The 25,902-nt window shown below is 55.5% G+C and carries 22 protein-coding genes; all 22 read right to left on the reverse strand.

What is annotated here, in order from left to right:
- Position 1: 1 nt before the first annotated feature.
- On the reverse strand, positions 2 to 979 hold the full coding sequence (locus tag ACE6ED_RS00550) for a polysaccharide deacetylase family protein (protein WP_410824998.1): 978 nt from the start codon (positions 977 to 979) through the stop codon (positions 2 to 4).
- Between the two features lie 338 nt (positions 980 to 1,317).
- Positions 1,318 to 3,414, reverse strand: a complete 2,097-nt coding sequence (gene pnp / locus ACE6ED_RS00555) for a polyribonucleotide nucleotidyltransferase (RefSeq protein WP_410824999.1) — start codon at positions 3,412 to 3,414, stop codon at positions 1,318 to 1,320.
- Positions 3,415 to 3,793: 379 nt separating this feature from the next.
- Positions 3,794 to 4,063: a 30S ribosomal protein S15 gene (gene rpsO, locus ACE6ED_RS00560; protein ID WP_379246857.1), complete on the reverse strand. Its 270-nt coding sequence runs from the start codon at positions 4,061 to 4,063 to the stop codon at positions 3,794 to 3,796.
- Positions 4,064 to 4,225: 162 nt separating this feature from the next.
- Positions 4,226 to 5,167, reverse strand: a complete 942-nt coding sequence (locus ACE6ED_RS00565) for a bifunctional riboflavin kinase/FAD synthetase (protein WP_410825000.1) — start codon at positions 5,165 to 5,167, stop codon at positions 4,226 to 4,228.
- 18 nt (positions 5,168 to 5,185) lie between these two features.
- Complete coding sequence (gene truB, locus ACE6ED_RS00570) at positions 5,186 to 6,121, reverse strand: tRNA pseudouridine(55) synthase TruB (RefSeq protein WP_410825001.1); 936 nt, start codon at positions 6,119 to 6,121, stop codon at positions 5,186 to 5,188.
- Entirely contained in the window at positions 6,118 to 7,095 is a 978-nt protein-coding gene (locus ACE6ED_RS00575; RefSeq protein WP_410825002.1) for a DHH family phosphoesterase, read from the reverse strand. Before ACE6ED_RS00575 ends, truB begins: the two co-directional genes overlap by 4 nt.
- A 24-nt stretch (positions 7,096 to 7,119) precedes the next feature.
- Positions 7,120 to 7,473: a 30S ribosome-binding factor RbfA gene (rbfA, locus tag ACE6ED_RS00580; protein WP_410825003.1), complete on the reverse strand. Its 354-nt coding sequence runs from the start codon at positions 7,471 to 7,473 to the stop codon at positions 7,120 to 7,122.
- A 19-nt stretch (positions 7,474 to 7,492) separates the two neighbouring features.
- Complete coding sequence (infB, locus tag ACE6ED_RS00585) at positions 7,493 to 10,135, reverse strand: translation initiation factor IF-2 (RefSeq protein ID WP_410825004.1); 2,643 nt, start codon at positions 10,133 to 10,135, stop codon at positions 7,493 to 7,495.
- The gene (locus ACE6ED_RS00590) at positions 10,116 to 10,451 is read right to left on the reverse strand and encodes a L7Ae/L30e/S12e/Gadd45 family ribosomal protein (RefSeq protein ID WP_410825005.1); all 336 of its coding nucleotides are present in this window, start codon (positions 10,449 to 10,451) and stop codon (positions 10,116 to 10,118) included. Before ACE6ED_RS00590 ends, infB begins: the two co-directional genes overlap by 20 nt.
- The gene (rnpM, locus tag ACE6ED_RS00595; protein WP_410825006.1) at positions 10,444 to 10,752 is read right to left on the reverse strand and encodes an RNase P modulator RnpM; all 309 of its coding nucleotides are present in this window, start codon (positions 10,750 to 10,752) and stop codon (positions 10,444 to 10,446) included. The genes ACE6ED_RS00590 and rnpM overlap by 8 nt, the downstream gene beginning before the upstream one ends.
- 24 nt (positions 10,753 to 10,776) lie before the next feature.
- Complete coding sequence (gene nusA, locus ACE6ED_RS00600) at positions 10,777 to 11,874, reverse strand: transcription termination factor NusA (RefSeq protein WP_410825007.1); 1,098 nt, start codon at positions 11,872 to 11,874, stop codon at positions 10,777 to 10,779.
- Between the two features lie 25 nt (positions 11,875 to 11,899).
- A complete protein-coding gene (gene rimP, locus ACE6ED_RS00605; protein ID WP_410825008.1) occupies positions 11,900 to 12,361 on the reverse strand; it encodes a ribosome maturation factor RimP in 462 nt (153 codons plus the stop codon).
- A 361-nt stretch (positions 12,362 to 12,722) separates the two neighbouring features.
- On the reverse strand, positions 12,723 to 17,051 hold the full coding sequence (locus ACE6ED_RS00610) for a PolC-type DNA polymerase III (RefSeq protein ID WP_410825009.1): 4,329 nt from the start codon (positions 17,049 to 17,051) through the stop codon (positions 12,723 to 12,725).
- Positions 17,052 to 17,174: 123 nt separating this feature from the next.
- On the reverse strand, positions 17,175 to 18,629 hold the full coding sequence (gene proS / locus ACE6ED_RS00615) for a proline--tRNA ligase (protein WP_410825010.1): 1,455 nt from the start codon (positions 18,627 to 18,629) through the stop codon (positions 17,175 to 17,177).
- Positions 18,630 to 18,691: 62 nt separating this feature from the next.
- Positions 18,692 to 19,966, reverse strand: coding sequence for an RIP metalloprotease RseP (gene rseP, locus ACE6ED_RS00620; protein ID WP_410825011.1), 1,275 nt, complete (start codon positions 19,964 to 19,966; stop codon positions 18,692 to 18,694).
- Positions 19,967 to 20,072: 106 nt separating this feature from the next.
- Positions 20,073 to 21,212: a 1-deoxy-D-xylulose-5-phosphate reductoisomerase gene (locus ACE6ED_RS00625; protein ID WP_410825012.1), complete on the reverse strand. Its 1,140-nt coding sequence runs from the start codon at positions 21,210 to 21,212 to the stop codon at positions 20,073 to 20,075.
- Positions 21,213 to 21,274: 62 nt separating this feature from the next.
- A complete protein-coding gene (locus ACE6ED_RS00630) occupies positions 21,275 to 22,075 on the reverse strand; it encodes a phosphatidate cytidylyltransferase (protein WP_410825013.1) in 801 nt (266 codons plus the stop codon).
- A gap of 22 nt (positions 22,076 to 22,097) precedes the next feature.
- Positions 22,098 to 22,865: an isoprenyl transferase gene (locus tag ACE6ED_RS00635; RefSeq protein WP_410825014.1), complete on the reverse strand. Its 768-nt coding sequence runs from the start codon at positions 22,863 to 22,865 to the stop codon at positions 22,098 to 22,100.
- A gap of 79 nt (positions 22,866 to 22,944) precedes the next feature.
- Entirely contained in the window at positions 22,945 to 23,499 is a 555-nt protein-coding gene (gene frr, locus ACE6ED_RS00640; protein ID WP_410825015.1) for a ribosome recycling factor, read from the reverse strand.
- A 2-nt stretch (positions 23,500 to 23,501) separates the two neighbouring features.
- Positions 23,502 to 24,227, reverse strand: coding sequence for a UMP kinase (pyrH, locus tag ACE6ED_RS00645; protein ID WP_410825016.1), 726 nt, complete (start codon positions 24,225 to 24,227; stop codon positions 23,502 to 23,504).
- A gap of 141 nt (positions 24,228 to 24,368) precedes the next feature.
- On the reverse strand, positions 24,369 to 25,019 hold the full coding sequence (gene tsf, locus ACE6ED_RS00650) for a translation elongation factor Ts (protein WP_410825017.1): 651 nt from the start codon (positions 25,017 to 25,019) through the stop codon (positions 24,369 to 24,371).
- Positions 25,020 to 25,144: 125 nt separating this feature from the next.
- On the reverse strand, positions 25,145 to 25,846 hold the full coding sequence (rpsB, locus tag ACE6ED_RS00655; RefSeq protein ID WP_410825018.1) for a 30S ribosomal protein S2: 702 nt from the start codon (positions 25,844 to 25,846) through the stop codon (positions 25,145 to 25,147).
- Positions 25,847 to 25,902: the final 56 nt, after the last annotated feature.

Below are 25,902 nucleotides of genomic sequence, written 5' to 3' on the forward strand. Positions count from 1 at the left end.
CTCAACTTCCCGCATTCACCCGCTGCGGAGACAGCGTCTCGCTGACCGTTCCGATCAACAATCCTTTTTTGCGGATGCCGCGGATCATCGCCTCCAGCGCCCGGGACGAAGCGGAGGTCGGATGCATCAGCACCAGGAATCCCGGCTCCGCCTGCGAAACAATCTTGGAAATGACCGCCTCAGGTGCGGGATTGCGCCAATCGACCGTATCGAGCGTCCAGAGAACAGTGCGCAGGCCGTGACGGTAAGCGATGTCCACCGTCTCCTGGTCATAGTCACCCGACGGCGGGGCAAACCACGGGCTTTCGGCGCCCATCGCTTTCAGCAGCGCTTGCGTTTTCGTGATTTCGGCGGAGGCGCGGTCAGCGCCCAGCACGCTCATTCTCGGATGCGAATAGGCATGGTTCCCGAGCTCATGCCCTCTTTTGCGAATCTCCTCCGCCAGCTCCGGATTTTTTTTCAGCCAGCTGCCGTCCAGGAAAAAGGTGGTCTTGACCCCTTCCCGGTCGAGCGTATCCAGCATCGGCTTCAGATATTCGTTGCCCCAGGCCACATTAATCATTAACGACACCATAGGCTTGGCGGGATTGCCCCTATAGGTCGGCTGCGCTCCCAGATCGGCGAGCGTAATCTTGGCGGGCAGCTCTTTGTATATGTACTCAGCCGGATCCTGCAGCCCTTTGGCAAGCGTGTCACGGTACGTCGCTTCCACATCAACCTCCAGGCCATTATAGCCGGGAATCGCTTTCCACACGCGGTCCATACGCGCATCAATAGGCGCGATCCGCAGCTCCGCCGCTGCGCGTTCGATCCGCTGCATCAGCGGTTCACGCGCTGCTGAAGGCTGAGGTGCCCATACGGGTTGAACCTCCGCTTCGCTTATCCCTGCGATGGTGTCGCGAATTGGACCGGCCGAGCTGCCGATACCGATAACAATTGCGATACAAGCTGTAATCACTGCAATTTTTTCCGTTCTCATTGTTCAGCCCTCCCTTGTCCATCTTATGAAACAAGCGGAGGGTTTATACAGCAACCAGATGTTTGCCGCAAAATAACCGGCCCGTAAGACGCCTCTGTCATCAAATTGGTCAGAACACTGGGCCAGTCGATTACAATGCTAGGCTAGTCGATCACAAGGCTAGGCCAGCCGATCAGAATGCTAGGCCAATCGGCCAAAACGCTGAGCGGAAGAATAACGTTGATTCCGGAATAACCCAAAAAAGAGCCAGAACGTGAACCGCTTCTGCCTCTTCTTCGGATCCTATCTGAAGTAAGCCGCCGGTCCTCCGGCCGCTTACACTTTGGAATTTTGGCTGCTTACGCTTTGGTTTCGGCGGTCAGCACCGCTTTGCGGGACAGGTTAACCCGGCCCTGCTGGTCGATTTCCGTAACTTTGACGGTGACGGTATCGCCGATAGCCACCACGTCCTCAACCTTGCCGACCCGCTCGGTGGACAGCTGGGAAATATGAACCAGGCCATCTTTGCCCGGCAAAATTTCGACGAACGCGCCGAATTTCTCAATCCGTTTTACCGTACCGACATAAATCTCGCCAACAACAACTTCGCGGACGATGCCTTCGATAATAGAACGGGCTTTTTCGTTCATCTCTTGATCGGACGAGGCGATAAAGACGCGGCCGTCCTGCTCGATGTCGATTTTTACGCCGGTTTCTTCGATGATTTTGTTGATGATTTTGCCGCCTGCGCCAATGACATCGCGGATTTTGTCCGGGTTGATCTGCATAATGATGATTTTTGGAGCGTATTGGGACAAGTTCTTTCTAGGCTCGGAGATGACTTCCATCATCTTGCCCAGGATATGCATCCGTCCCGCTTTGGCCTGTTCCAAAGCTTCATGCAAAATGTTCCGGTCGATCCCGTCGATTTTGATATCCATCTGAATCGCCGTTACGCCGGCGGACGTTCCGGCCACCTTAAAGTCCATATCGCCGAGATGGTCTTCCATGCCTTGAATATCGGTGAGGATCGACACATGCTCGCCGTCTTTGATCAGACCCATCGCCACACCGGCAACCGGCGCCTTGATCGGCACGCCCGCATCCATCATCGCCAGCGTGCTGGCGCAGATGCTCGCTTGGGAAGTCGAACCGTTGGATTCGATAACCTCAGACACCAGACGGATCGTGTACGGGAACTCGGTTTCGTTTGGAATAACCTTGGACAAAGCGCGTTCGCCAAGTGCGCCGTGACCGATTTCGCGGCGGCCTGGCGCGCGAAGCGGACGGGCTTCCCCTACGCTAAACGGCGGGAAGTTATAATGATGCATAAACCGCTTTGTTTCTTCCAGATCGATTCCGTCCAGAATCTGCACGTCGCCGAGCGCACCAAGCGTACATACGCTGAGGGCCTGCGTCTGGCCGCGGGTAAACAGACCGGAGCCGTGCGTGCGCGGCAGCAGGTTCGTATCGCATTCGATCGGACGGATCTCGTCCAGCTTCCGGCCGTCCGGACGCACCTTGTCATGGGTGATCAGGCGTCTGACTTCCTCTTTGACGATGTCATGCAGGACTTCCTTCACGTCTTTCAGCAGCTCCGGCGTCTCTATGTATTTCTCTGTGAAATACTCCACCGTTTCGTTGTTGACTGCATCGATCGCTTCCTGACGCGCGTGCTTCTCGCCGATTTTGACAGCTTCAACCAGACGCTCCGCAGCGTAAGCGCGTACCGCTTCGTTTACTTCGGCGTTTACCGCGTGCAGCTTGACTTCCATTTTCTCTTTACCGGCCACTTTGACCAGCTCTTCGATCGTTTCCACGATCTTGCGGATTTCTTCATGTCCAAACATGATGGCTTCCAGCATGACTTCTTCCGGCACTTCGTTTGCTTCGGCTTCCACCATCATGATGGCGTCTTTGGTGCCGGCGACAACAAGATAAATATCGCTTGCTTCCTGCTGAGCAATGTCCGGGTTGATGACGAACTCCCCGTTAATCCGGCCGACAGCCACGCCGCCGATCGGGCCGTTAAACGGCACGTCGGAAATGCTGAGCGCGGCGGATGTGCCGATCATAGCCGCGATTTCCGGTTCGCAGTCCTGATCCACACTCATCACCAGGTTCAGCACCTGAACGTCGTTCCGGAACCCTTCCGGGAACAGCGGGCGGATCGGACGGTCCGTCAGACGGCTCGACAGAATTGCTTTTTCGCTGGGTCTGCCTTCACGTTTGATGAAACCGCCGGGAATTTTGCCGACCGCATATAATCTTTCTTCATAGTTGACCGTAAGCGGGAAAAAATCGAGATCCTTTGGCTCTTTGGAAGCGGTCACTGTACAGAGTACGGCTGTTTCGCCATAGCGGACCATAACCGCCGCATTGGCCTGTTTGGCCAATCTGCCTGTTTCCAGCACCAGCTTTCTGCCGCCGAGCAGCATTTCAACACGTTGTTCCATAAAGTCCCTCCTTAATTGGGGCTGCCGCGTCAGCGGGCCCGTTGGTACGTTGATTGTTGTATTCCGAAGATATATGTGATACCGGATGACCGGGACCCCGAAGCGAGGCATGGCCCCTCTGATACAAGGGTGGCCGATTTACCCGGTTTTTAAGCGAGATTGGACGAACTTCAAAGACTTGTCCATCTAAAATGTCAGGCATGTTGCGAAAATGTTCATCCAAACCCAGGTTTTTCCCGGGCGTGCAAAAAAAATGCCGGTTCACGGCGGTTACACAATTTTGCGTCTTACCAAAAAGCAACCCGGCTGCGCCGTTGTCGCTCCGAAAAGGACATACGGTTCACAACCAGGCTGCTTCAAGGTCATTCCTATTGGAAAATTAACGGCGCAATCCGAGCTTCTCGATCAGAGCGCTGTAACGTTTGACGTCTTTGTTCTTCAAATACGCCAACAGTTTACGTCTTTGGCCAACCATCTTCAGCAGTCCGCGGCGGGAATGATGATCCTTCTTGTGCGTACGCAGGTGGTCTGTCAAATTCGTAATGTTCTCCGTGAGGATAGCAATTTGCACCTCTGGGGATCCGGTATCGGATTCATGAGTTCTGTGCTCATCGATCAGTTGCTGTTTACGTTCTTGAGTCAATGCCATCCTGTTCACCTCCTTCAATCTTAGGAATCGCCGTTGGCCTCGTAGCCGCCGGTGAGAGCGGGCAACCAAGCCAAGGTTAATGCTGCCTTTGTCCGGCAACGTTATTCAGTATAGCATTATCGCCTGCAAAAGTAAATGTCATGAGGCCGTAAACTTCCGCATTTAACGGTTCAGCAGGGTTTTGGCGCGTTCCGCGTCTTCTCCGATCTGCTGCACCAGCTCCTGGACGGAGCCGAATTTGCGTTCCGGCCGGATATAGGACACCAGTTCAACCGTCAGTTCGCGGCCGTACAAATCGCCGTCAAAATCAAAAAGATGGACCTCAAAGCTCGGAGCCGTCTCGCCTTCATGAAACGTCGGCTTGACGCCCAGGTTCATGACGCCGGTGAGCGTTTCTCGGCCCACCCGCACACGAACGGCATAAACGCCTTTGGCCGGGACCACATACCGGTCGGTTAAAGCCAGATTGGCGGTGGGGAAACCGATGGTCCGCCCGCGTTTCTCCCCATGGCTGACGACACCCCGCAGGTGGTAGCAGCGGCCGAACCAGGTGTTGGCCCGTTCGATCTCGCCTGTCTGCAGGCTGCGGCGGATTCCCGAGCTGCTGACCTTCTCTCCATGGAGCTGAAAAGGAGGGACGGTCGTTACGCTTGTTGTTCCTTCACCAAGCTGGCGGAGAAGCGCCGCGTCGCCTTCGCCCAGGTATCCGAAGCGGAAGTCAAAGCCAACCACCGCAGTAACAAGCTGCAGCGGCCGGAGCATGGTTTCGTAAAAATCCCGCGGACTTACGCGCGACAGCGTTTCATTAAATTCGATCACATACATTCTGTCGACGCCCATCAATGCAAGCAGCTCCTGCTTGTCCGCTGCAGGCGTCAAATACCCTTCGTAATCGCCTTTGCGCATGACATCCTTCGGATGCGGATGAAACGTAATGACGGACGCGGGCACCCCCTGCTCCCTGGCGATGCGGATAGCGGCGTTAATAACGCTGGCATGACCCAGATGCAGGCCGTCGAACTGTCCCAGTGCGGCTACCTGGGGCTGGGCCCATTCGGCGGCCGTCTCTGCGGACAAGGGGTAGGTTAACGTTACGGTTCTCATGCGCTTTTCACCTGCAATTCAACTTGATTGAGAATACTCGCCGAGATCGGCAAATACTTTGACCGGGGCAACCGCACCTGTCTCGTCCAGACCGTAAATCCCCAAAAAGAAGCCTTGTTCGTCGTACAGGCGGACCGGCCCCGGCTGTTTCAGTTCAGGCGATACCCAACGGACTGACAGGCGCTGCCCCTGCAGCGCGGGTCTTACCTTGTCGGCAGTCACCGTATGTGCCGACAGATGGGCAATCGCCTGGTCAGCCGGGATCAGCTTGGCCTCAAGCTCGCCCGCCTCCTTAAGAGCGGCAATCTGCTCAAAGGTCAGGCAGGCGGAAGCCGGGATGCCGGCGGACAAGGTCCGGGTCAGCTCCACCATAACGGCCGGGAGCCCCAGCGCCCTGCCGATGTCCACGCAGAGCGTCCGGATATAGGTGCCTTTAGAGCATAGCACCCGGAACGAAATATCCGGGTACGGACCGGAAGAGTCGAAGCCTGTCATTTCGATCTCGTGAATCGTAACCTCCCGGCTTTTGCGTTCAACGGTTTTGCCTTCCCGCGCCAGCTCGTACAGCCGTTTGCCGTCGACCTTGACCGCCGAATACATTGGCGGCACCTGCGTGATGACACCGCGGAATGACTCCAGCACCTCGCGCACTTCTGCTTCGGTTACACGGGGTGACACAGCGGATTCAATAACCTTGCCGGTAAGATCCTCCGTATCGGTTGCGAGACCAAGCCGGAGCGTTGCGCGATATTCCTTGGGCATTTCCTGCATATATTCTACCACACGGGTCGCCTTGCCGAGACATAACGGCAGCACGCCCGTTACCTGCGGGTCAAGTGTTCCGGTATGGCCGATCCGTTTCATGCCAAGAATGCGGCGGATTTTGGCGACCACATCATGCGACGTAAATCCGGCGGGTTTCCAGACGGCGAGCACACCTTCCAGCTCGCTCATAGACGCCGCCTGATTTCGCCGAGGATTTTGGGTACCACGCTCTCCAAAGGTTCCTCAATCCGCACGCCGGCGGCCCGCACATGCCCGCCGCCCCCAAACACCTGCGCCAGCGCGGCTACATCGACCCGGCCGGCGGACCGCAGCGACACCTTAACAACATCGTCGCGGATGACCTTGAACAGCATGCCGACCTCAACGCCGCGGATATTCCGGGGGTAATTGACGATCCCCTCCAAATCCTCGTTGGCCGCGCCGCAGTCCAGCATATCCTGCGGCGTAATCACCACCCAGGCGACATCGCCTTCAGGAGTAAGCTGCAGTGACTCCAGCGCTCTAGCGAGCAGCTTGACCTGCGCCAGCGTCATTTCCTCAAGCAGCGACTCCGCCAGCTTAGGTCCATCCACACCGTGTTCCAGGAGCGCGGAAGCCGCCTCCATTACTTTAGGCGTCGTGTTGGAATAACGGAAACCTCCGGTATCTGTCAGCAGGCCCGTATAAAGCGCTTCGGCGATATCCGGGTTCCATTCCAGCTCGAACAGGGACAGCAGATCAAACAAAATCTCCGCGGTAGCCGCCGCATCCGGTTTGATCAAATTAACCGTACCATAACCGTTGTTCGTCGGATGATGGTCGATGTTCACGATCTCTGCCTGTTCCGCGAACAGGTTGCGGGTAAGCCCGACGCGGGCAAAATCCGCACAGTCGACGCATACCACATTGCGGAAGGTCCGGTCCAGCGGCGTAACCGACAGGTCCACAATCTGTTCCGCTTGCCATAGAAACCGCATCCGTTCCGGAATCGGCCCTTCATTGACCAGAGTGTATTTTTTGCCCAGACATGACAGAAGCCAGCCCACCGCGAGGGTGGAGCTGACTGCGTCTCCGTCCGGCTGTACATGCGACACTACAAGATAATCATCGTGTTCCAGCAGGTAATCCTTAGTCTGCCGGAGACTTTCATCATAGCTCTGCATTCGCCGTCTCCTTTATTGAATCTGCTAGCTTTCGTCGTTTTTCCCGAGTTCGCCGAGCAGCTGCTCAATGCGGCTGCCGTATTCGACGGATTCGTCAAACTTGAAAATCAGCTCCGGCGTATGGCGCAGCCGGATCGCTTTGCCGAGCTCCGAGCGGAGGAAGCCGCTCCCCTTTTCGATTGCTTTGAGGGAAGCCGCCTTCTGCTCGTCATCGCCCAGTACGCTTAAATATACTTTGGCCTGCGACAGGTCGTTCGTAACGTCAACGCCAGTTACGGTAACGAAGCCAATGCGCGGGTCTTTCAGTTCCGTTTGAATCAGCCGGCTGAGCTCTTTTTTAATCTGCTCGCCGACGCGTCCGGCCCGGATTTTAGCCATGATGTCTCACCTCTTTATGTTAGCGCTCCACGGTTTCCATCACGAAAGCTTCGATGATGTCGCCTTCGGTGATGTCGTTATAGCGTTCCAAAGTAATGCCGCATTCATAACCTTGGGCTACTTCTTTTGCATCATCCTTGAAGCGTTTCAGGGAGTCGATCTTGCCTTCGAAGACGACGATGCCGCCGCGAATCAGGCGCATTTCCGCATTTCGGGTGATTTTGCCGTCGATAACCATGCAGCCTGCGATATTGCCGACCTTGCTGATCTTAAATACGTTGCGGACTTCGGCATGGCCGATAACCTGCTCTTTGTAGATCGGATCCAGCATCCCCTTCATTGCCTGCTCGATTTCTTCGATGACATTGTAGATGACGTTGTGCAGACGCACGTCAACCTTCTCCTGCTCCGCAGCCGCTTTCGTCTGCGCGTCTGGACGGACGTTAAAGCCGATGACGATCGCATTGGAAGCAGCCGCCAGCGTGATATCGGATTCGGTGATCGCACCCGCTCCGCTGTGAATGATCTTCACGCGTACGCCTTCCACTTCGATTTTGGCGAGCGAGCTTTTAAGCGCTTCGACCGAGCCTTGTACGTCGCCTTTGATGATGACGTTAAGGTCCTTGATCTCGCCTTCCTTAATATGCTTGAACAAATCGTCCAGCGTAACCCGCGTGTTGGTGTTCAGCTCGGACTGGCGCTGGGTAATCGCACGTCTGTCGGCGATATGACGGGCTTTGCGCTCGTCTTCAAACGCCATAAACGGATCGCCCGCCTGCGGAACCTCCGTCAGACCGGTAATCTCAACCGGCGTCGACGGACCCGCTTCTTTCAGACGGCGGCCTTTGTCGTTGACCATTGCCCGGACCCGGCCGAAGCAGTTGCCCGCTACAAACGCGTCGCCGACTTTGAGCGTACCGTGCTGCACGAGAATCCGGGCCACCGGACCGCGGTTTTTGTCCAGCTCGGCCTCAATGACCGTACCGCGTGCGCGTTTGTCAGGATTGGCTTTGTATTCGTTGACTTCCGCTACCAGCAAAATCATTTCAAGCAGGTCTTCGAGACCCATACGCTGCTTCGCCGAAACGTTGACAAAGATGGTGTCTCCGCCCCACTCTTCGGGAACCAGCTCGTAGTTCGTAAGTTCCTGCTTTACCCGGTCCGGATCCGCACCGGGCTTGTCGATCTTGTTGACCGCTACGATGATCGGCAGACCTGCGGCTTTGGCGTGGTTAATCGCCTCCACCGTCTGCGGCATCACGCCGTCGTCCGCCGCCACCACGATAATCGTAATGTCCGTAACCTGCGCACCGCGGGCACGCATCGCCGTAAAGGCTTCGTGGCCCGGCGTATCCAGGAACGTGATCTTTTTGTTGTTGATTTCGACTTGGTATGCGCCGATGTGCTGGGTAATGCCGCCGGCTTCGCCGCTTGTTACGTTGGTGGAACGGATAGCGTCCAGCAGCGTCGTTTTACCATGGTCGACGTGACCCATAATCGTCACGACCGGAGGACGGCTCCGCAGATCCTCTTCCGCATCGTTTTCTTCCATCGTTTCAAAACGGTCTTCTTCGACCGGAATCTTCACTTCAACTTCGACGCCGAATTCACCGGCCAGCAGCAGAATCGTATCGATATCCAGCTCCTGGTTGATCGTCGCCATAACACCCATGGAAATCAGCTTCTTGATGACTTCGGAAGCGTCTTTGTGCAGCAGTTTGGCCGTTTCGCCGACCGTCATATTACCGCGGACGATAATTTTCTTCGGCGTGTTGTCGATCTTCTCGCGGCGTTCTTGCGGCTGGTTTCTACCCCGCTGGTTCTTACCGCCGCGGTTGTTGCCGCCTCTGAAGTTGCCGCCGCGGCCGTCTTCGAAGCGCTTCTGGTTATTGCCGCCGCGGTTATTACCGCCGGGCTTGCCGCTGCTGCTGCCGCGGTTGCCGCCCCGGTTGAAATCGCCGCCGCCTTGAGCGGCCGGACGGTTATCACCGGAACGCTGGCCGCCAGTGCGGTTGTCGCTTTGCGGACGCGGAGCGCCGCCTTGGCCTTGCGGACGGGCGCCGCCGCCCTGACCCTGCGGACGAGTGTTCTGCGGACGGTCGCCGCTGCCTGCCGGACGGTTCCCGCCTTGCGGACGGTCGCCTTGACGCTGGCCGCCCTGCGGACGTCCGTCATTTGGACGCGAGCCTTGGCCCTGCGGCGGACGGTTGCCCCCGCCTTGACGCTGGCCTCCGCCGGACTGCTGGCTGCGGCCGCCTTGGCCGCCCTGTCCTGCGGTTGGTCCTCCATTTTGATTTCTGCGCTGATCCTGACTGCCCTGCGGACGTTGATTCATCGTTTGAGTTCCGTTTGTTTTATTCATACCTACCTGCTTTTCCGATTGATTTTTGTTCGTATTCCGGCTCGCTTGCGGGTCCTGCTGGCTTCCCTGGGACGCCGGCTTGCTGCCTGCGCCGCCTTCCCGTTTGGCTGCCGCATTGGATTTAATATCCTTAAAGAACTGTTCCACCTTCGATACAGTGTCGTTCTCCATTACGCTCATATGATTATTCACAGGAACGTTCAGACGTTTTAATATGGTGATGATTTCTTTGCTGCTCATATTGAGCGATTTGGCGTATTCGTAAACCCGCAGCTTGTCTTTATTGTCTTGTTTGGTCAATAAAACCACCTCCGGCATGTTCTTCGAGCCGCCTTGCGATCATATCCGCGAACCCCTGCTCCGTTACGGCCAGCACCACGCGGCTATCCTTGCCGATACTGGCTCCGAGCGTCTCGCGGTCCATCGTAATCACCAGCGGGATATCGTAAGTTCCGCATTTGTCGCGAAACTTTTTTTGCGTGTTGTCCGAAGCGTCGGCGGCCAAGATCACCAGCTTCGCTTCGGCTGACCGGACCGCCTTAAGCACTGCCTCGTCTCCAGTAACCAGCTTGCCCGCCCGCATTGCAAGCCCCAAATTCGACAGCGCCTTATTCATCGGCCATGCTGTCCTTTGCAGCTAGAAACTCGGGTTCCGCCTTCATAAAGTCCCGGGCAAGCTGCTCATGAATCTCGGGGTCCACCGGATTCTTGAGCGCGCGGTCCAGCGCTTTGTTCTTCTGCGCGAGCTTGAAGCACGGCAGCTTGCCGCATAGATAGGCTCCCCGGCCCGACTTCTTGCCGGTGAGGTCGATCAGCACCTCGCCCTCCGGCGTCCGCACTACCCGGATCAGCTCTTTCTTCGGCATCATTTCCTGGCATGCCACACATTTGCGCAGCGGTATCTTTTTCTGCTTCATCCTGACGCCCCCTCGTGCTTCGTATTAATCGATGGAGACGGAATCCTGATGCATTTCGTCATTGGACGTTTTCGGTCTGCCAAACTCCTGCTCGGCCTGGGTTTCGCTCTTGATGTCGATCTTCCAGCCGGTTAGCTTGGCAGCCAGTCTTGCGTTCTGGCCCTTGATGCCGATAGCAAGCGACAGCTGGTAGTCGGGAACGATGACACGCGCCATCTTCTCCGCTTCAAACACCTGAACTTCAAGCACCTTGGACGGGCTGAGCGCATTCGCTACGTACTCTTCAACCGATTCCGAAAAACGGACGATATCGATCTTCTCGCCGCGAAGCTCCGTCACAATGGTCTGTACCCGCATCCCCCGCGGTCCGACACACGATCCAACCGGATCGACTTCCGGATTACGCGAGTAGACGGCAATCTTCGAGCGGAATCCCGCCTCGCGCGCCACCGAACGAATCTCAACCACACCGTCGAAAATCTCCGGCACTTCCAGCTCAAACAGACGTTTCAACAGGCCCGGATGGCTGCGGGACAGCAAAATCTGCGGCCCTTTCGTCGTGTTTTCGACTTTGGTGATGTAGGCTTTAATCCGCTCGCCGTGCTTGAACTTCTCGCCGGGCATCAGTTCGTTCAGCGGCAGCACTGCTTCGATTTTGCCAAGATCGACGTAGATATTCCGCATGTCCTGGCGCTGAACCAGACCTGTAACAATATCCTCTTCCTTATCGATAAAAGCATTATAGATCAGTCCGCGTTCCGCTTCACGGATGCGCTGAGTCACGACCTGCTTTGCGGTCTGGGCGGCAATCCGCCCGAAATCGCGCGGCGTCACTTCGAGCTCGGCGATGTCCTCCAGCTGAAAATGCGGATTAATTTCGCGCGCGGCCGTCACGGAAATCTCCGTGCGGGGATCCAATACTTCTTCCACAATCAGCTTGCGGGCGAAGACTTTGATCACGCCGGTGTTGCGGTTCATGTCGACCCGCACGTTTTGCGCCGCATTGAAATTTCGTTTGTAGCTGGAGATCAGCGCCGCTTCGATCGCTTCAAACAGCACATCCTTGCTGATTCCTTTTTCTCTCTCCAGTTCGTTCATGGCCTCGATAAAATCCATACTCATGAAAACCCGGTCCCCCTTTCAATCATTAAAAAATAATGGCCAGTCTGGCGCTGGCGACTTTGCTGTACGGTATGACGTGTTGTTTCTTACCTGCGGAAACGAGCATTTCCTCGTTCTCGAACGACTCCAGTCTGCCTTCGAACTCCTTCATGCCGTCAATCGGTTCGTACACCGTCACATACACGTCCTTGCCAACCGCCTTGGCCACGTCGGCCGCTTTCTTCAGCGGGCGCTCCGCCCCAGGTGAAGAGACTTCCAGAAAATAAGCCGTGGGGACGGGGTCGTTCTCGTCCAGCTTCTGGCTGAGGTATTCGCTGATCATGCCGCAGTCATCGATATCGATGCCGCCCTCCTTGTCCACGAATACCCGCAGGAACCAGTTGGAGCCTTCCTTTACATATTCGATGTCCACCAGTTCGAACCCTTTGCTGTCGAGATAGGGGCGAAGCATTTGCTCTGCCGCCGCTTTAATTTTGGATGCGCTCAAAAGAATATTACCTCCACGAACTGTTCTTTTGCTGTATACCAAAGATAAAGAGTGGGTTTCCCCACTCTTTACACAACGGACTTATCTCATTAATGCCATAAAAATTATACCATAGAGCGCCAGTACTGACAAGTGTGCACACTTTACGCGGCAGCCTGCCAAGCGGGACACCCTCTCGAGAAAAAGCCGTTTCGGTGAGTACAGGATACTACTTAATATAGGCCAAAAATCACCAGAATTATACAGCCCGCCCGCCTCCCAAGCGGGATTTGGACGGATCGGACTCCGGTTTTGCTCATTGATGATGTGATTAAAGGAATGATAATTTGCGTATTCCGTTAGCTGCCGTCTCTTAGGAATATCAGAACAAAGACAGCTGGTTGCTCTCCGGCAGACCGCGGAAGCAGCCGAGTCCGTTCAGCAGTTCAACGATCGTCTTACTCGCCTTCGAGCGCTGCTGGAAGTCTTCGATCGACAGGTATTCGCCGGCCTCCCTAGACGCCGCGATGCTGCGCGCCGCATTGTCGCCGATACCGGCCATTGCTGAAAACGGCGGAATCAGGCTGTCCCCATCCACGGTGAAGCGGGTTGCGTCCGACCGGTACAGGTCGATGCTTTTGAAAGAAAAGCCCCGTGCCGTCATCTCCAGCGCCATTTCCAGAATCGGCAGCATCGCCTTTTCTTTCGGCAGCGCCTGGAAACCTTTTTGCTCGATCTCGATAATTTTCTTCAGGATCGCGTCGTAGCCTTGGCAGCAGAGCTCGATGTCAAAGTCTTCCGCGCGCACGCTGAAATACGTCGCATAATATTCAATCGGATGGTACAGCTTGAAGTAGGCGGTCCGCACAGCCGAAATAACGTAAGCGGCGGCGTGCGCCTTCGGGAACATGTACTGGATTTTCAGGCAGGAATCGATGTACCACTGCGGCACCTTGCACCGCTTCATTTCCTCGACCCACTCGGGCGTCAGGCCTTTGCCCTTCCGCACGCTCTCCGTGATTTTGAACGCGAGACCCGCATCCATTCCGGCTTTATAAATCAAAAACAGCATGATATCGTCACGGCAGCCGATAACCGTCTTGATGTTGCAGGTGTTGTTTTTAATCAGTTCCTGGGCGTTGCCCAGCCAGACCCCGGTTCCGTGGGACAAACCCGAAATCTGCAGCAGGTCGGCGAAGCTCGACGGCTGCGATTCAACAAGCATCTGGCGGACGAACTTCGTGCCCATCTCGGGGACGCCGTAGGTCGCCACCTGTGTCCGGATCTGTTCCGGCGTCACTCCAAGCGCTTCGGTCGAGTTGAACATGCTCATGACCTTCGGATCGTTCATCGGAATCGTGGTCGGATCGACGCCGGTCAAATCCTGCAGCATCCGCATCATCGTCGGATCATCGTGTCCCAGAATATCGAGCTTCAGCAGGTTGGCGTCAAAGGCATGATAATCAAAGTGGGTGGTCTTCCACTCCGCATTCACGTCGTCCGCCGGGAACTGAACCGGCGTAATATCCTCTACCTCGATATAATCGGGAACAACAACGATGCCGCCGGGATGCTGGCCGGTACTGCGTTTGACGCCGGTACAACCGGCGGCCAGCCGGCTGAGCTCGGCCCCGCGCCAAGACTTATGGTGGTCCTCTTCGTATTTCTTGGCGAAACCGAAGGCTGTTTTTTCCGCGACCGTACCGATTGTGCCGGCCCGGAACACGCTTTTTTCACCGAACAGCACCTTTGTATAGTTATGCGCGTGCGGCTGGTATTCGCCGGAGAAGTTCAAGTCGATATCGGGAACCTTGTCGCCTTTGAAACCGAGGAAGGTTTCAAACGGAATGTCCTGTCCTTCGCCTTTCAGCATTTGCCCGCATTTTGGACAAGGCTTGTCGGGTAAGTCAAAGCCGCTTGGCACGCTGCCGTCGAGGAACCACTCGCTGTGCTTGCACTCGGAATTGCGGCAGATGTAATGGGCCGGCAGCGGATTCACTTCGGAAATGCCAAGAAACGTGGCGACAACCGAAGAACCGACCGAACCCCGCGAGCCGACGAGGTAGCCGTCCTGGTTCGATTTTTTAACCAGACGCTCGGAAATGAGATAGTTCGCGGAGAAGCCGTATTTGATAATCGGCTCCAGCTCCTTCTCCAGCCGGGCCACGACCACCTCGGGCAGATCCTCACCATAGATGGACTTCGCCGTATTGTAGCAGGTGTCGCGAATTTCCTGATCAGCCCCGTCGATAATCGGCGTAAACAGCTTGTCCGGGAACAGCACCAGCTCCTCAAACCGGTCCGCCAGTTCAACCGTGTTGGTGACTACGACTTCCATCGCCTTTTCGGCTCCGAGGAACTCAAATTCCGCCAGCATTTCCTCCGTCGTACGGAAGTGGGCGTCCGGCTTGCGCATGTCTTTTAGCGGACTGAAACCCGTAATGCCATGGATTGTAATATCGCGGTACAGCTTGTCCCGGGGTTCCAGGTAATGCACATTGCCGGTGGCGATGACCGGCTTGCTCAGCTTCTCGCCAATCTCGCACACCGTCCGCAGCGCGGAACGCAGGTCTTCGGGGCTGCCCACCAGCCCTTTGTCGACAAGATGCATGTACATGGTCAACGGCTGAATCTCCAGCACGTCGTAGAATTGGGCGACCTCCATCGCTTCTTCCATCGTCTTGTTCAGCACCGCTTCAAAAAACTCGCCGCGTTCGCAGCCGGATATAATGAGCAGACCCTCGCGCAGCTCCACCAGCTTCGACTTCGGAATGCAGGGAACGCGTTTAAAATATTCAGTGTGGGACAGCGACACCAGCTTGTACAGATTTTTTTTGCCGGTCATGTTCAGGGCGTAAATCCCGCAGTGGAACGGACGGCTGTTGGACAAATCCTTGCCGACATAATCATTCAGCCGGTCGAGCTGCGTCAGGTTCAGCATTTTTTCCGCATCGTTCAGCAGGCCGTTTAAAATACCGCCAAGCGCCACCGTATCGTCAACCGCCCGGTGATGGCTTTCGAGCAGCACCTTGTATTTGTCGGCCAGCGTGTTCAGCCGGTGGTTTTTCATGGTCGGGAACAGCAGGCGGGCCAGCTCCAGTGTATCCAGGAACGGATTTGGCAGCTCGGGCATGCCGTATTTGCGCAGCGACGCCTGTATAAAGCCCATATCGAACCGCGCGTTATGCGCGACCAGAATTCCGTCTCCAACGAACTCTACAAACTCCTTCAGCACCGGCTCCAGGTCCGGCGCGTCCTTGACCATCTCATCCGTGATGTTGGTGAGCTGCTGAATATGATACGGGATTTTTTCATGCGGATTAACAAAAGTGGTATACCGTCCGATTTCCTGTCCGCCCTGCAGCTTCACCGCCGCAAGCTCCGTAATGTTGTTCCGGGTGATGGACAAACCGGTGGTCTCGATATCGAAAACAACGTAGGTAGCGGTTTTCAGATCGATCGGCAGCGGATTTTCCACCACGTTCACCGAGTCATTAACCACGTTGGCTTCAATGCCGTACAGCATTTTGATGCCGTTTTTCTTGGCGGCTTTGGCCGCCTCAGGGAAGCACTGAACGCCGCCGTGGTCGCTCACCGCAATGGCCGGATGTCCCCACTTCGCCGCCGTTTTGATATAAGCATCCACCGGCGTGACCGCATCCATCGTACTCATGGTCGTGTGCAGGTGGAATTCCACCCGTTTCATAGGCGCATTATCCTTGCGTCCCGGCGGCGCCGAAACTTCGTTTAGATCGGACGGAATCATCACCAGCTCCGGAATCTGCATAAACCGGTCATATTCCACCCGGCCGCGCGCTTTTACCCATTTGCCGTTTGCGAGCAGGCCCATGACCTTGAGATCTTCTTTGGTTTTGGCGAACATCTTCATCTGCAGCGAATCGGTAAAATCGGTGAGATAGAAGGTAAACAGCGTGCTGCCGTTGCGGAGCTCCTTCGAGTCCAGGCCAAAAATCGTGCCTTGAATCGTGATTTTTTTCTCTTCGTCCTGCAGCTCGATTAGCGGCACCGGCGGCTCTTTGATGTCGTAGCCAACCTGCAGCTTCACAGGCTCGCCTGACTCGTCCTCTTCCTGGGCATTTTCCGCTTCAATGCTGGACATCAGCAGCTCGATGACCTCGCGCTCCTCCTGCTGCAGCTTCTGCTGGAATTCCTCAAACGCCTGCTCCCGCCCCGCCTTGTCGTCGGCAACCTGCAGCTTTACCTTCAGCGGCAGCGCGAAATAGGTGGAATAAAACGTAATGATTGCCTGGTCGATTGATTTTTTGCGCGCCAGCTCCAATCCCATGGAGTCATTCAGCGTTACGATCAGCTGATCGTCCTGAAGCTCCTGCGCCGAACGGGTCAGCCAGCCGTTAACGGACGGAATTTCCCGCTGCGCCCATTCAAGGAACATTCCCCAATATTCGCGGACGATACTCTCCCGTTCCACCGCCGGATCATATTGAAATTTGAAGCTGACTTTGGCGATATGCTGCAGCTTCTCGCGCATGCGCAGACAAAAGGTACGGTAGGCTTGGGCGGGCACCAGGCTGGTTTTGGCAATAACGATATGCCAGTCCCGGTTGCCCCGGCTGATCTCCACACGGTCGATTTCCCCGTCCAAAAAATAAGGATCGATGATAGCGGGAGGAATTTCCCCCTGCTTCATCAGCAGCTCGAACCGTTGTCTTCTCTCTTGGCTGTGCTCCATAATTTCCCCCTCCACGGATTCCCCACTGCGAAAAAAAAGCTTCCGGCGTCAAAGCATTGGGACAAAGCACCCGCCGACTCGTTTCGCCAGAAGCTACATTTCGGTCAAACTACTTCATGCATTCTAGTACGCTTTGGCAAAAACAACCGTGTGCTCTGCCGGCTTGCCGCAGCAGATGCACTGCGGTTTCTTCTCCTGCGGTTCAAACGGAATGTTCCGGCTTGTTGCGCCGGTCACTTCCTTCACCTTTGCTTCACATTCGTCCGAGCCGCACCATCCTGCCAGCGCAAAGCCCCGCTTCTCATCCATTGCCGCTTTCATTTCATCCAGCGTATCAACGATGTAGAAGTGATCTTCGCGGAACTTCAGCGCACGTTCGAACATTTCTTGATGCACCTGCTCCAGCATCGCCTGCACTTCTTCGGCGAGACGGTCCTGCTGCACCACCCGCTTCTCGCCCGAAATCCGGGAGACAAGCACGCAGACGCCGTTCTCCATATCCCGCGGTCCAAGCTCGAGCCGCACCGGTACGCCGCGCATCTCGTATTCGTTGAACTTCCAGCCCGGCGTTACGTCGGTGCGGTCGTCAACACGCACGCGGATGCCGGCCTGCTTCAGCTCATAAAACAGCTCGTCCGTGCGTTTCATCACCGCTTCGCGGGTCTTCGGAGGCCCAATCGGGATCATAATTACCTGGGTCGGCGCCACCTTTGGCGGCAGGGCCAAACCGCGGTCGTCGCCGTGAACCATAATCATCGATCCGATCAGCCGTGTGCTCGTTCCCCAGGAAGTGGTGTGCACATGCTCCAGCACGTTATCCCGGTTCAGGTATTGAATATCAAAAGCGACGGCGAACTTGGTGCCCAGGTAGTGGGACGTTCCCGCCTGTACCGCTTTGCCGTCTTTCATCATCGCTTCAATCGAATACGTATCGACCGCACCCGCAAACCGTTCGGACGGCGTCTTCTGCCCGGTGATGACCGGAATCGCCAGATAACCTTCGACGAAATCACGGTAAATCTCCAGCATCTGCATCGTCTCCTGGCGGGCTTCGGCTTCATTTTCATGCGCCGTGTGCCCTTCCTGCCACAGGAATTCGCTTGTGCGGACGAACGGCAGCGTACGTTTCTCCCAGCGGACAACGTTTGCCCACTGGTTGATAAGTACCGGCAGATCGCGGTAGGACTGAATCCATTTCGAATACATATGTCCGAACATCGTCTCGGAGGTCGGGCGGATCGCCAGACGTTCTTCCAGCTTGTCGCCGCCGGCTTCGGTTACCCACGGAAGCTCGGGATTAAAGCCTTCGACATGCTCCTTCTCCTTCTGGAAAAAGCTCTCCGGAATAAAGATCGGGAAATAAGCGTTGCGGTGGCCCGTTTCTTTGAAACGGCGGTCCATTTCACGCTGGATATGCTCCCAAATCTCATACCCGTCGGGTTTGAAGACGATACAGCCGCGAACCGGCGAGTAATCCATCAGGTCCGCTTTTTTGATGACATCGATATACCAGCGGGAGAAGTCTTCGCCTTGCGGCGTAATCTCCGTAACAAATTGTTTGTTGTTATTATTGGACATGAAATGGAATTCCTCCCGTAATTGATTCTTCTATCGCCGCACGCCTGAGCCGGCGTCCCGCGTCAGCCGCTGATCAGCCGCAAAATATCGTTGTAGGTGACGGCAAGCATCAGCAGGAACAGCATAGCGAACCCGACAAAATGCACCATCCCCTCCCTGCTGGGATCGATGGGCTTGCCCCGCACCGCCTCCACGCCGAGGAAGATCAGACGGCTTCCGTCCAGCGCCGGGATCGGCAGCAGATTAAAAATCCCCAGGTATAAGCTCAAAATCGCCGTCCAATATGTCAGCTGTACAATGCCCTGCTGGGCAATTTGGCCCGTCACCTGGAAGGTGCCGACCGGACCGCTAATATCATTCATATTAAACTGGTTGATCAGCTTTTTGAAGCCGACAAAAATGATTTTGGTCGTATCAACCATGTCCTGTCCGGCTCCCGAAATTGTCTCCCCGAAACCTGCGGAGCGTGTTGGCAGCTCCGGTGAAATACCAACCTTGCCGCCTTGCTGGCCTTCCATTTCTTCCGGGGTCAGATTAACGTGAAACGTCTCCTCCCCCCGTTGGATCGTCCAATCCATCGGCTTTCCTTTGGAAGCGGCGGTTACATTAATCATCCGCTCGTAATCCCCGCCAATCTGCTCGCCGTTGATCGCCACCACGATGTCGCCTTCCTTCAGTCCGGCCTTTTCAGCCGGCATCCCGCTGCTGACGTTGCCGATCTTCACGTATGCCGGGTTCTCCAGCACAACACCGGTCATCTGAATATGCAGTGCAAACAAAACAAAAGCAAGCAGAAAATTCATCACAGGCCCGGCTACAATCGCCATCGAACGCTGCCCGACCGTTTTGCTGCCAAATTGGCGGTCGCGCGGCGCAATCTGCGTCTGCTGGCTGCCTTTGATCATCATGGCCTGCGGGTGCACGTCATACCGGACCCGCTCTCCATCGACATTCAGTTCAACATGCAGCGTATCCTCAAGATCAATGGACTCCACTTCGCCGCGGATCACGTTGCGCCGGTTATCGAGCTGATCTGTATAAATGTTCTTGACCTTGCCGTCCTGGCCGATCCGCACCGCAATCGTCTGGCCGTTCTGAATCTCAACGATCTCCGGATCTTCGCCGGCCATGCGGGCGTAACCGCCAAACGGCAGCAAGCGCAGCGTAAACTGGGTTTCTTTGCGTTTATAAGAAAACAGTTTCGGACCGAAACCGATAGCGAACTCCCTTACCAAGATACCGGCGCGCCGGGCAAAATAAAAATGGCCCCATTCATGAACCGTCACCAGGACGAAGAACATGAGCACCGTCAAAAATACGACCCGAACCGTTTCCAAGCCTAACATCCCCCTTTAGGTGTGAGATCGAAGTCTGTCCTCTTAATTTATCATTATTCTCCGATCCGGCACAAGAGAATCAAACAGTCCAAGTCTTCTGCTAACGCTACAGCTGCTCAGCCAGTTCCCGTGCCCGCTTGTCGCAGGCCTCGATTGCTTCCAGAGAAGGCTGCATTTGGTTGGAATGCCGTTCAAGCACCTCCGCAATGATCTCTTCAATCCGCAGAAACGAAATTTCATGCCGCAAAAAACGGGCAACTGCTACCTCGTTTGCGGCGTTAAACGCCGTTGGCGTGGTTCCGCCGGCTCTCCCGGCGTCCATGGCCAGTCTAAGCGCAGGATAACGCGTAAGATCCATCTCCCGGAACGTCAAACTGCCGGCTTCCGCCAGAGACAAACGCCGTGCGGGCGAAGGCCAGCGGCGCGGATAAGTTAACGCGTACTGGATCGGCACCCGCATGTCGGGGTTGCCCAGCTGCGCGATGATACTGCTGTCGCGGAATTCCACAAACGAATGCACGATGCTTTCGGGATGAAGCAGCACCCGGATTTGATCGTAAGGCAGACCAAACAGCCAGTGTGCTTCAATAACCTCCAGCCCTTTGTTTACCATCGTCGCGGAATCGATCGTAATTTTGGCTCCCATCGACCAGTTCGGATGGCGGAGCGCATCGTCCACCGTCACCCCGGCCAGCTCTTCCCGGCTCAAGTGCCGGAACGAGCCGCCTGAAGCCGTAAGCGTAATCGCCTCGACTTCGGCCAGGATTTCCCCGTTCAAGCACTGGAAAATCGCCGAATGCTCGCTGTCCACCGGCAGCAGCTGCACGCCCTTGGCCCGGGCGCGTTCCGTCACCAGGTGTCCGGCGGTTACGAGCGTTTCTTTGTTGGCCAGCCCGATATCTCTGCCGGCTTCAATCGCAGCCAGTGTGGAGCGCAGTCCAACACTGCCCATGACCGCCGTGACGACCAGCTCCGCATCACCGCCCCCGGCAATCTCAACAAGCCCGTCGCTGCCGCTGAACAGCTCTACGCCCGCGGGAAGATCCGGCCGGATTTGCTCCGCCAGCTCAGCCGAACCAACGGAGACACGTTTGGGCCGGAAGCGGCGCACCTGCTCCAGCAGCAGTCCGGTGTTGCTGCCAGCGGCCAGTCCCTCCACTTCAAATTCGCCCGGATGCATGGCTACCACATCAAGCGTCTGCGTGCCGATGGAGCCTGTGGAACCAAGTACGCTGATTTTTTTCATAACCGCTCCTTTGTTCTCTCTTGATTTCTCCGCCGCTTTTTCGGCAAACCGCCTTCAAGGCGTCAATAGGGCATCAGCAAAATCATATGTACAAACGGAAACACAACGATCCAGCTGTCACAGCGGTCCAGAATGCCCCCGTGCCCCGGCAGCAGCGAACCCGAATCCTTGATGCCGTAAGCTCTTTTGTATGCAGATTGAACCAAATCGCCCAACTGGCCGACAACCGCGCAGGAAAGGCCAATGGCCAAGGCCCGTCCAATTGACAGCGAATCGGGTCCAAATACGGCGAATCCAGCCGCAATAATCATGGAGATTACAATTCCTCCGGCAGCGCCCTCGACCGTTTTGTTCGGGCTGATTGCCGGCCAGAGCTTATGTTTGCCCACTGCCTTGCCGACAAAATAAGCCCCAGCATCGCTGCCCCAGATGCAGAACAGCAGCAGGAACGTCCACAGCAGTCCATGGCCGTCCGGAGCCGAGCGGGTAAATGCCATGTAGTAAAATCCTGAGCCGATGTAAACAACCGCGGTAAACAGCAGCGCCGACTGGCGGATGTCCGTTTTGTTTTTGGTCAGCACGGTGATTAACAAAAAACCGAACAGCACAAACCAGACGAGCTGTTCCCAGGTCAGCGGAGCGCGGGAATCCATAAGTCCCCACGGTGCCATAAAGGCAATGATACCGAGGTAACCCCAGAGCGCCGTTCCGCCTGCTGGCGAAACCCCCGTCATTTTGACGAACTCGTAATACCCGATTAAAGCCATGCCGATCAGAAGAAGATGATACCACCAGCCGCCAAGCAGACATAATCCGATAAATAAGGCTCCGGCGATAACTCCGGTGATCAATCGCTGCTTCAAAGATGTTCAACTCCCGTCAGGCTTACTTGAGGCCGCCGTAACGGCGGTTGCGGCGCTGATATTCGGCGACGGCTTGCAGCAGATGCTCCTTGCCGAACTCGGGCCAATATATATCTGTAAACCAGAGCTCGCTGTATGCCATCTGCCACAGCATAAAGTTGCTCAGGCGCATTTCCCCGCTTGTACGGATGAGCAGATCCGGATCGGGCAGTCCGCCCGACAGGAGCCGGCTTCCGATCAGATCCGAACTGATCTCTTCAGGCGACAGCTTCCCTGCCTGCACTTCGCGTGCCAGTTCGCGCACCGCGTCTTCGATCTCTTTTCGTCCGCCGTAATTCAAAGCAAAATTAAGGATAAGTCCATTATTCATCGACGTGCGCGAGACCGCTTCTTCCATCGCCCGCTGGGTGTAGGAAGGCAGGCCGTCCCAATCGCCCATTACCCGTACCCGAACGTTTTTCTCGATCAACTCGTCCAGCTCGATCGCCAAAAACTCTTCCGGAAGCCGCATCAAAAAATCAACTTCTTCTTTGGGCCGCTTCCAGTTCTCCGTCGAAAAGGCGTACATCGTCAAATATTTAATTCCCAGCTCATCCGCGGCGATCGTCGCGCGCTTGACCGCCTTCATGCCATTCTGGTGGCCAACGATGCGCGGAAGCCCACGCCGTTTGGCCCAGCGTCCGTTACCGTCCATAATGACGGCAACGTGTTCGGGAATATTGTCCGGCGTAATGTCCACCGGCTGCGGCGCTGGTTCTTGGCCGAGCCACGATCGAACCCGTTTAATCATGTGACGTTTCCTCCAAGCTCATATGAGAAAGAGACAAACCCCACCATAATCGGAGGGGCCGCAGGTCTCTTGCAATTCTTTATACTTCCATAATCTCTTTTTCTTTGGCCGAAAGCACTTTGTCGACTTCGGCAATGAACTTGTCCGTCGTCTTCTGGATTTCTTCCTGGTGGCCTCTCGACTCATCTTCGGAAATGCCGTTTTTCTCCAGCTTCTTGATGTCGTCGTTGGCATCGCGGCGGATGTTGCGGATCGCAACCTTGGCTTCCTCGCCAAATTTCTTCGTCATCTTGACGAGTTCGCTCCGGCGCTCTTCCGTAAGCGGCGGAATCGAAAGACGGATGCTGCTCCCGTCGTTCGCCGGGGTAAGTCCAAGATCGGACTTCATGATCGCCCGCTCCATATCGGCCAGGGAAGACTTATCCCAAGGCTGAATCAGCAGCGTTCTGGAGTCCGGCGTGTTGATATTAGCCAGCTGGTTGAGCGGCGTCGGCGTTCCGTAGTAATCGACTTGAATCCGGTCCAGCAGCGCCGGGGTGGCGCGTCCGGCCCGCAGGGTCGACAGATCGCGTTTGAGCGCGCCGATTGCTTTTTCCATGCGCTCGGCCGCGCTGTTTTTAATTCCTTGCGGCATGATTATACACTCCCTTTAACTATCGTTCCGATTTTTTCGCCGAGAACGACGCGTTTGATGTTGCCTTGTTCCGTAATGGCAAACACGATGAGCGGTATGTTATTGTCCATGCAGAGGGAGGATGCGGTGGAATCCATGACACCCAGATTCTTGTTCAGCACATCCAGGTAAGTAAGCGTATCGTATTTCTCGGCCGTGCTGTCTTTGAACGGATCGGCGGAATAAACGCCGTCGACCTTGTTCTTCGCCATCAGAATGACTTCGGCTTCGATCTCCGCCGCGCGCAGCGCCGCGGTTGTATCGGTAGAGAAAAACGGATTGCCCGTGCCGGCGGCAAAAATAACAACCCGGCCTTTTTCCAGGTGACGAATCGCCCGGCGGCGAATGTAAGGCTCGGCGATTTGCTGCATGGAGATTGACGTTTGGACACGGGTCGGCACGTCGATCTGCTCCAGCGCATCCTGAAGGGCCAGCGAGTTCATGACGGTCGCCAGCATGCCCATATAATCGGCGGTCGCCCGGTCGATTCCGCTGGCGCTGCCCGCGATGCCGCGCCAAATGTTGCCGCCGCCGCAAACGATGGCCACCTGTACGCCAAGCTCAACGACCTCTTTCACCTGTTCGGCGATGGAGATAATCGTTTCGGCGTCGATGCCGTATCCGTTTTGTCCCGCCAGCGATTCCCCGCTGACTTTGAGAACCACTCTTTTAAATACAGGCTGTTCCAAATTCAATACCCTCACTTTGCAGCGGGCCTTTGCAGGCTATATACGCGCTTGTTTTTTTACAAAAGACGGAACACAATGTGTTCCGCTCTTTTGGATGCTGATCTATATTCGCAGCAGACAAGATTGTTCTTGGCGCTTTGATTATTGTTTAACTTGAGCCATAACTTCTTCTACGAAGTTGTCGACTTTCTTCTCCAGGCCTTCGCCCAGCTCGTAGCGGACAAAACGGCGGATCGTGATGTTTTCGCCGATCGTGCTGATTTTTTCGTTCAGCAGGTTGGAGATCGTTTTGTCAGGGTCTTTGATGAACGCTTGTTCCATCAGGCAGTGCTCTTCATAGAACTTGCTGATGCGGCCTTCCACCATTTTCTCGACGATTTTTTCCGGTTTGCCTTCGTTGAGGGCTTGTGCCTTCAGGATTTCCTTTTCTTTCTCTACTTCTTCTTGCGGAACTTCTTCACGGCGAACATAACGCGGGCTCGCTGCGGCGATTTGCATGGCGATGTCGCGGGCAAATTCCTTGAACTGGTCCGTTTTGCCTACAAAGTCGGTTTCGCAGTTGATTTCAACCAGTACGCCGATACGGCCGCCGGCATGGATGTAGGATTCTACAACGCCTTCAGTCGCTACGCGGCCGGCTTTGTTAGCCGCTGCGGACAAGCCTTTTTCGCGGAGCAGCTCGGCTGCTTTCGTCAGATCGCCGCCTGCTTCTTCCAGCGCTTTTTTGCAGTCCAGCATGCCTGCGCCCGTTCTTTCACGGAGTTCTTTAACGGATTTTGCGTCTACTGCCATTGATTAAAACCTCCACATTGTTTAGTTGTCGAAATGCAATTGCTGCTTAATCCCAAAAAAAGGGCAGTGAAAGGTTATTCACCTGCCAACCACCCTTTTCATTTCAATTCTTGTTGGTTAATGCCTTAAGCCGTTGTTGTGTCTTCACCTTGGTGAGCTTCCACAACCGCGTCGGCCATTTTGCCGGTGAGCAGTTTAACGGCGCGGATTGCGTCGTCGTTGCCCGGGATAACATAATCGATTTCGTCCGGATCGCAGTTCGTGTCAACGATACCAACGATCGGGATACCGAGTTTGCGGGCTTCCGCAACCGCGATACGCTCTTTACGAGGATCGATGATGAACAGGGCGCTCGGCAGGCCTCTCATGTTCTTGATACCGCCGAGGAATTTCTCGAGACGGTCTTTCTCCTTGCGGAGAATGATTACTTCTTTTTTAGGCAGGACAGCAAATGTGCCGTCTTCTTCCCATTTTTCAAGAGTTTTCAGACGGTCGATCCGCTTTTGGATCGTTTGGAAGTTGGTCAGCGTTCCGCCGAGCCAGCGCTGGTTAATGTAGTACATTCCGCAGCGTTCAGCTTCTTCTTTCACGGAGTCTTGAGCCTGCTTCTTCGTACCTACGAAAAGAATCGTGCCGTTTTCGCCAGCCAGACCTTTCACGAAGTTATAAGCTTCTTCCACTTTTTTGACCGTTTTTTGCAGGTCAATAATGTAAATTCCGTTTCTTTCGGTGAAGATATAACGATCCATTTTCGGGTTCCAGCGACGGGTTTGATGTCCGAAGTGCACCCCAGCTTCGAGAAGCTGTTTCATGGAGATTACTGCCATCTTCACGCACCTCCTAATTTGGTTTTTGTGTGTGTCCTCCGCCGGGGTCATTTTTC

Source organism: Paenibacillus nanchangensis (genome assembly GCF_046543445.1).
Taxonomy (GTDB): domain Bacteria; phylum Bacillota; class Bacilli; order Paenibacillales; family Paenibacillaceae; genus Paenibacillus_AQ; species Paenibacillus_AQ nanchangensis.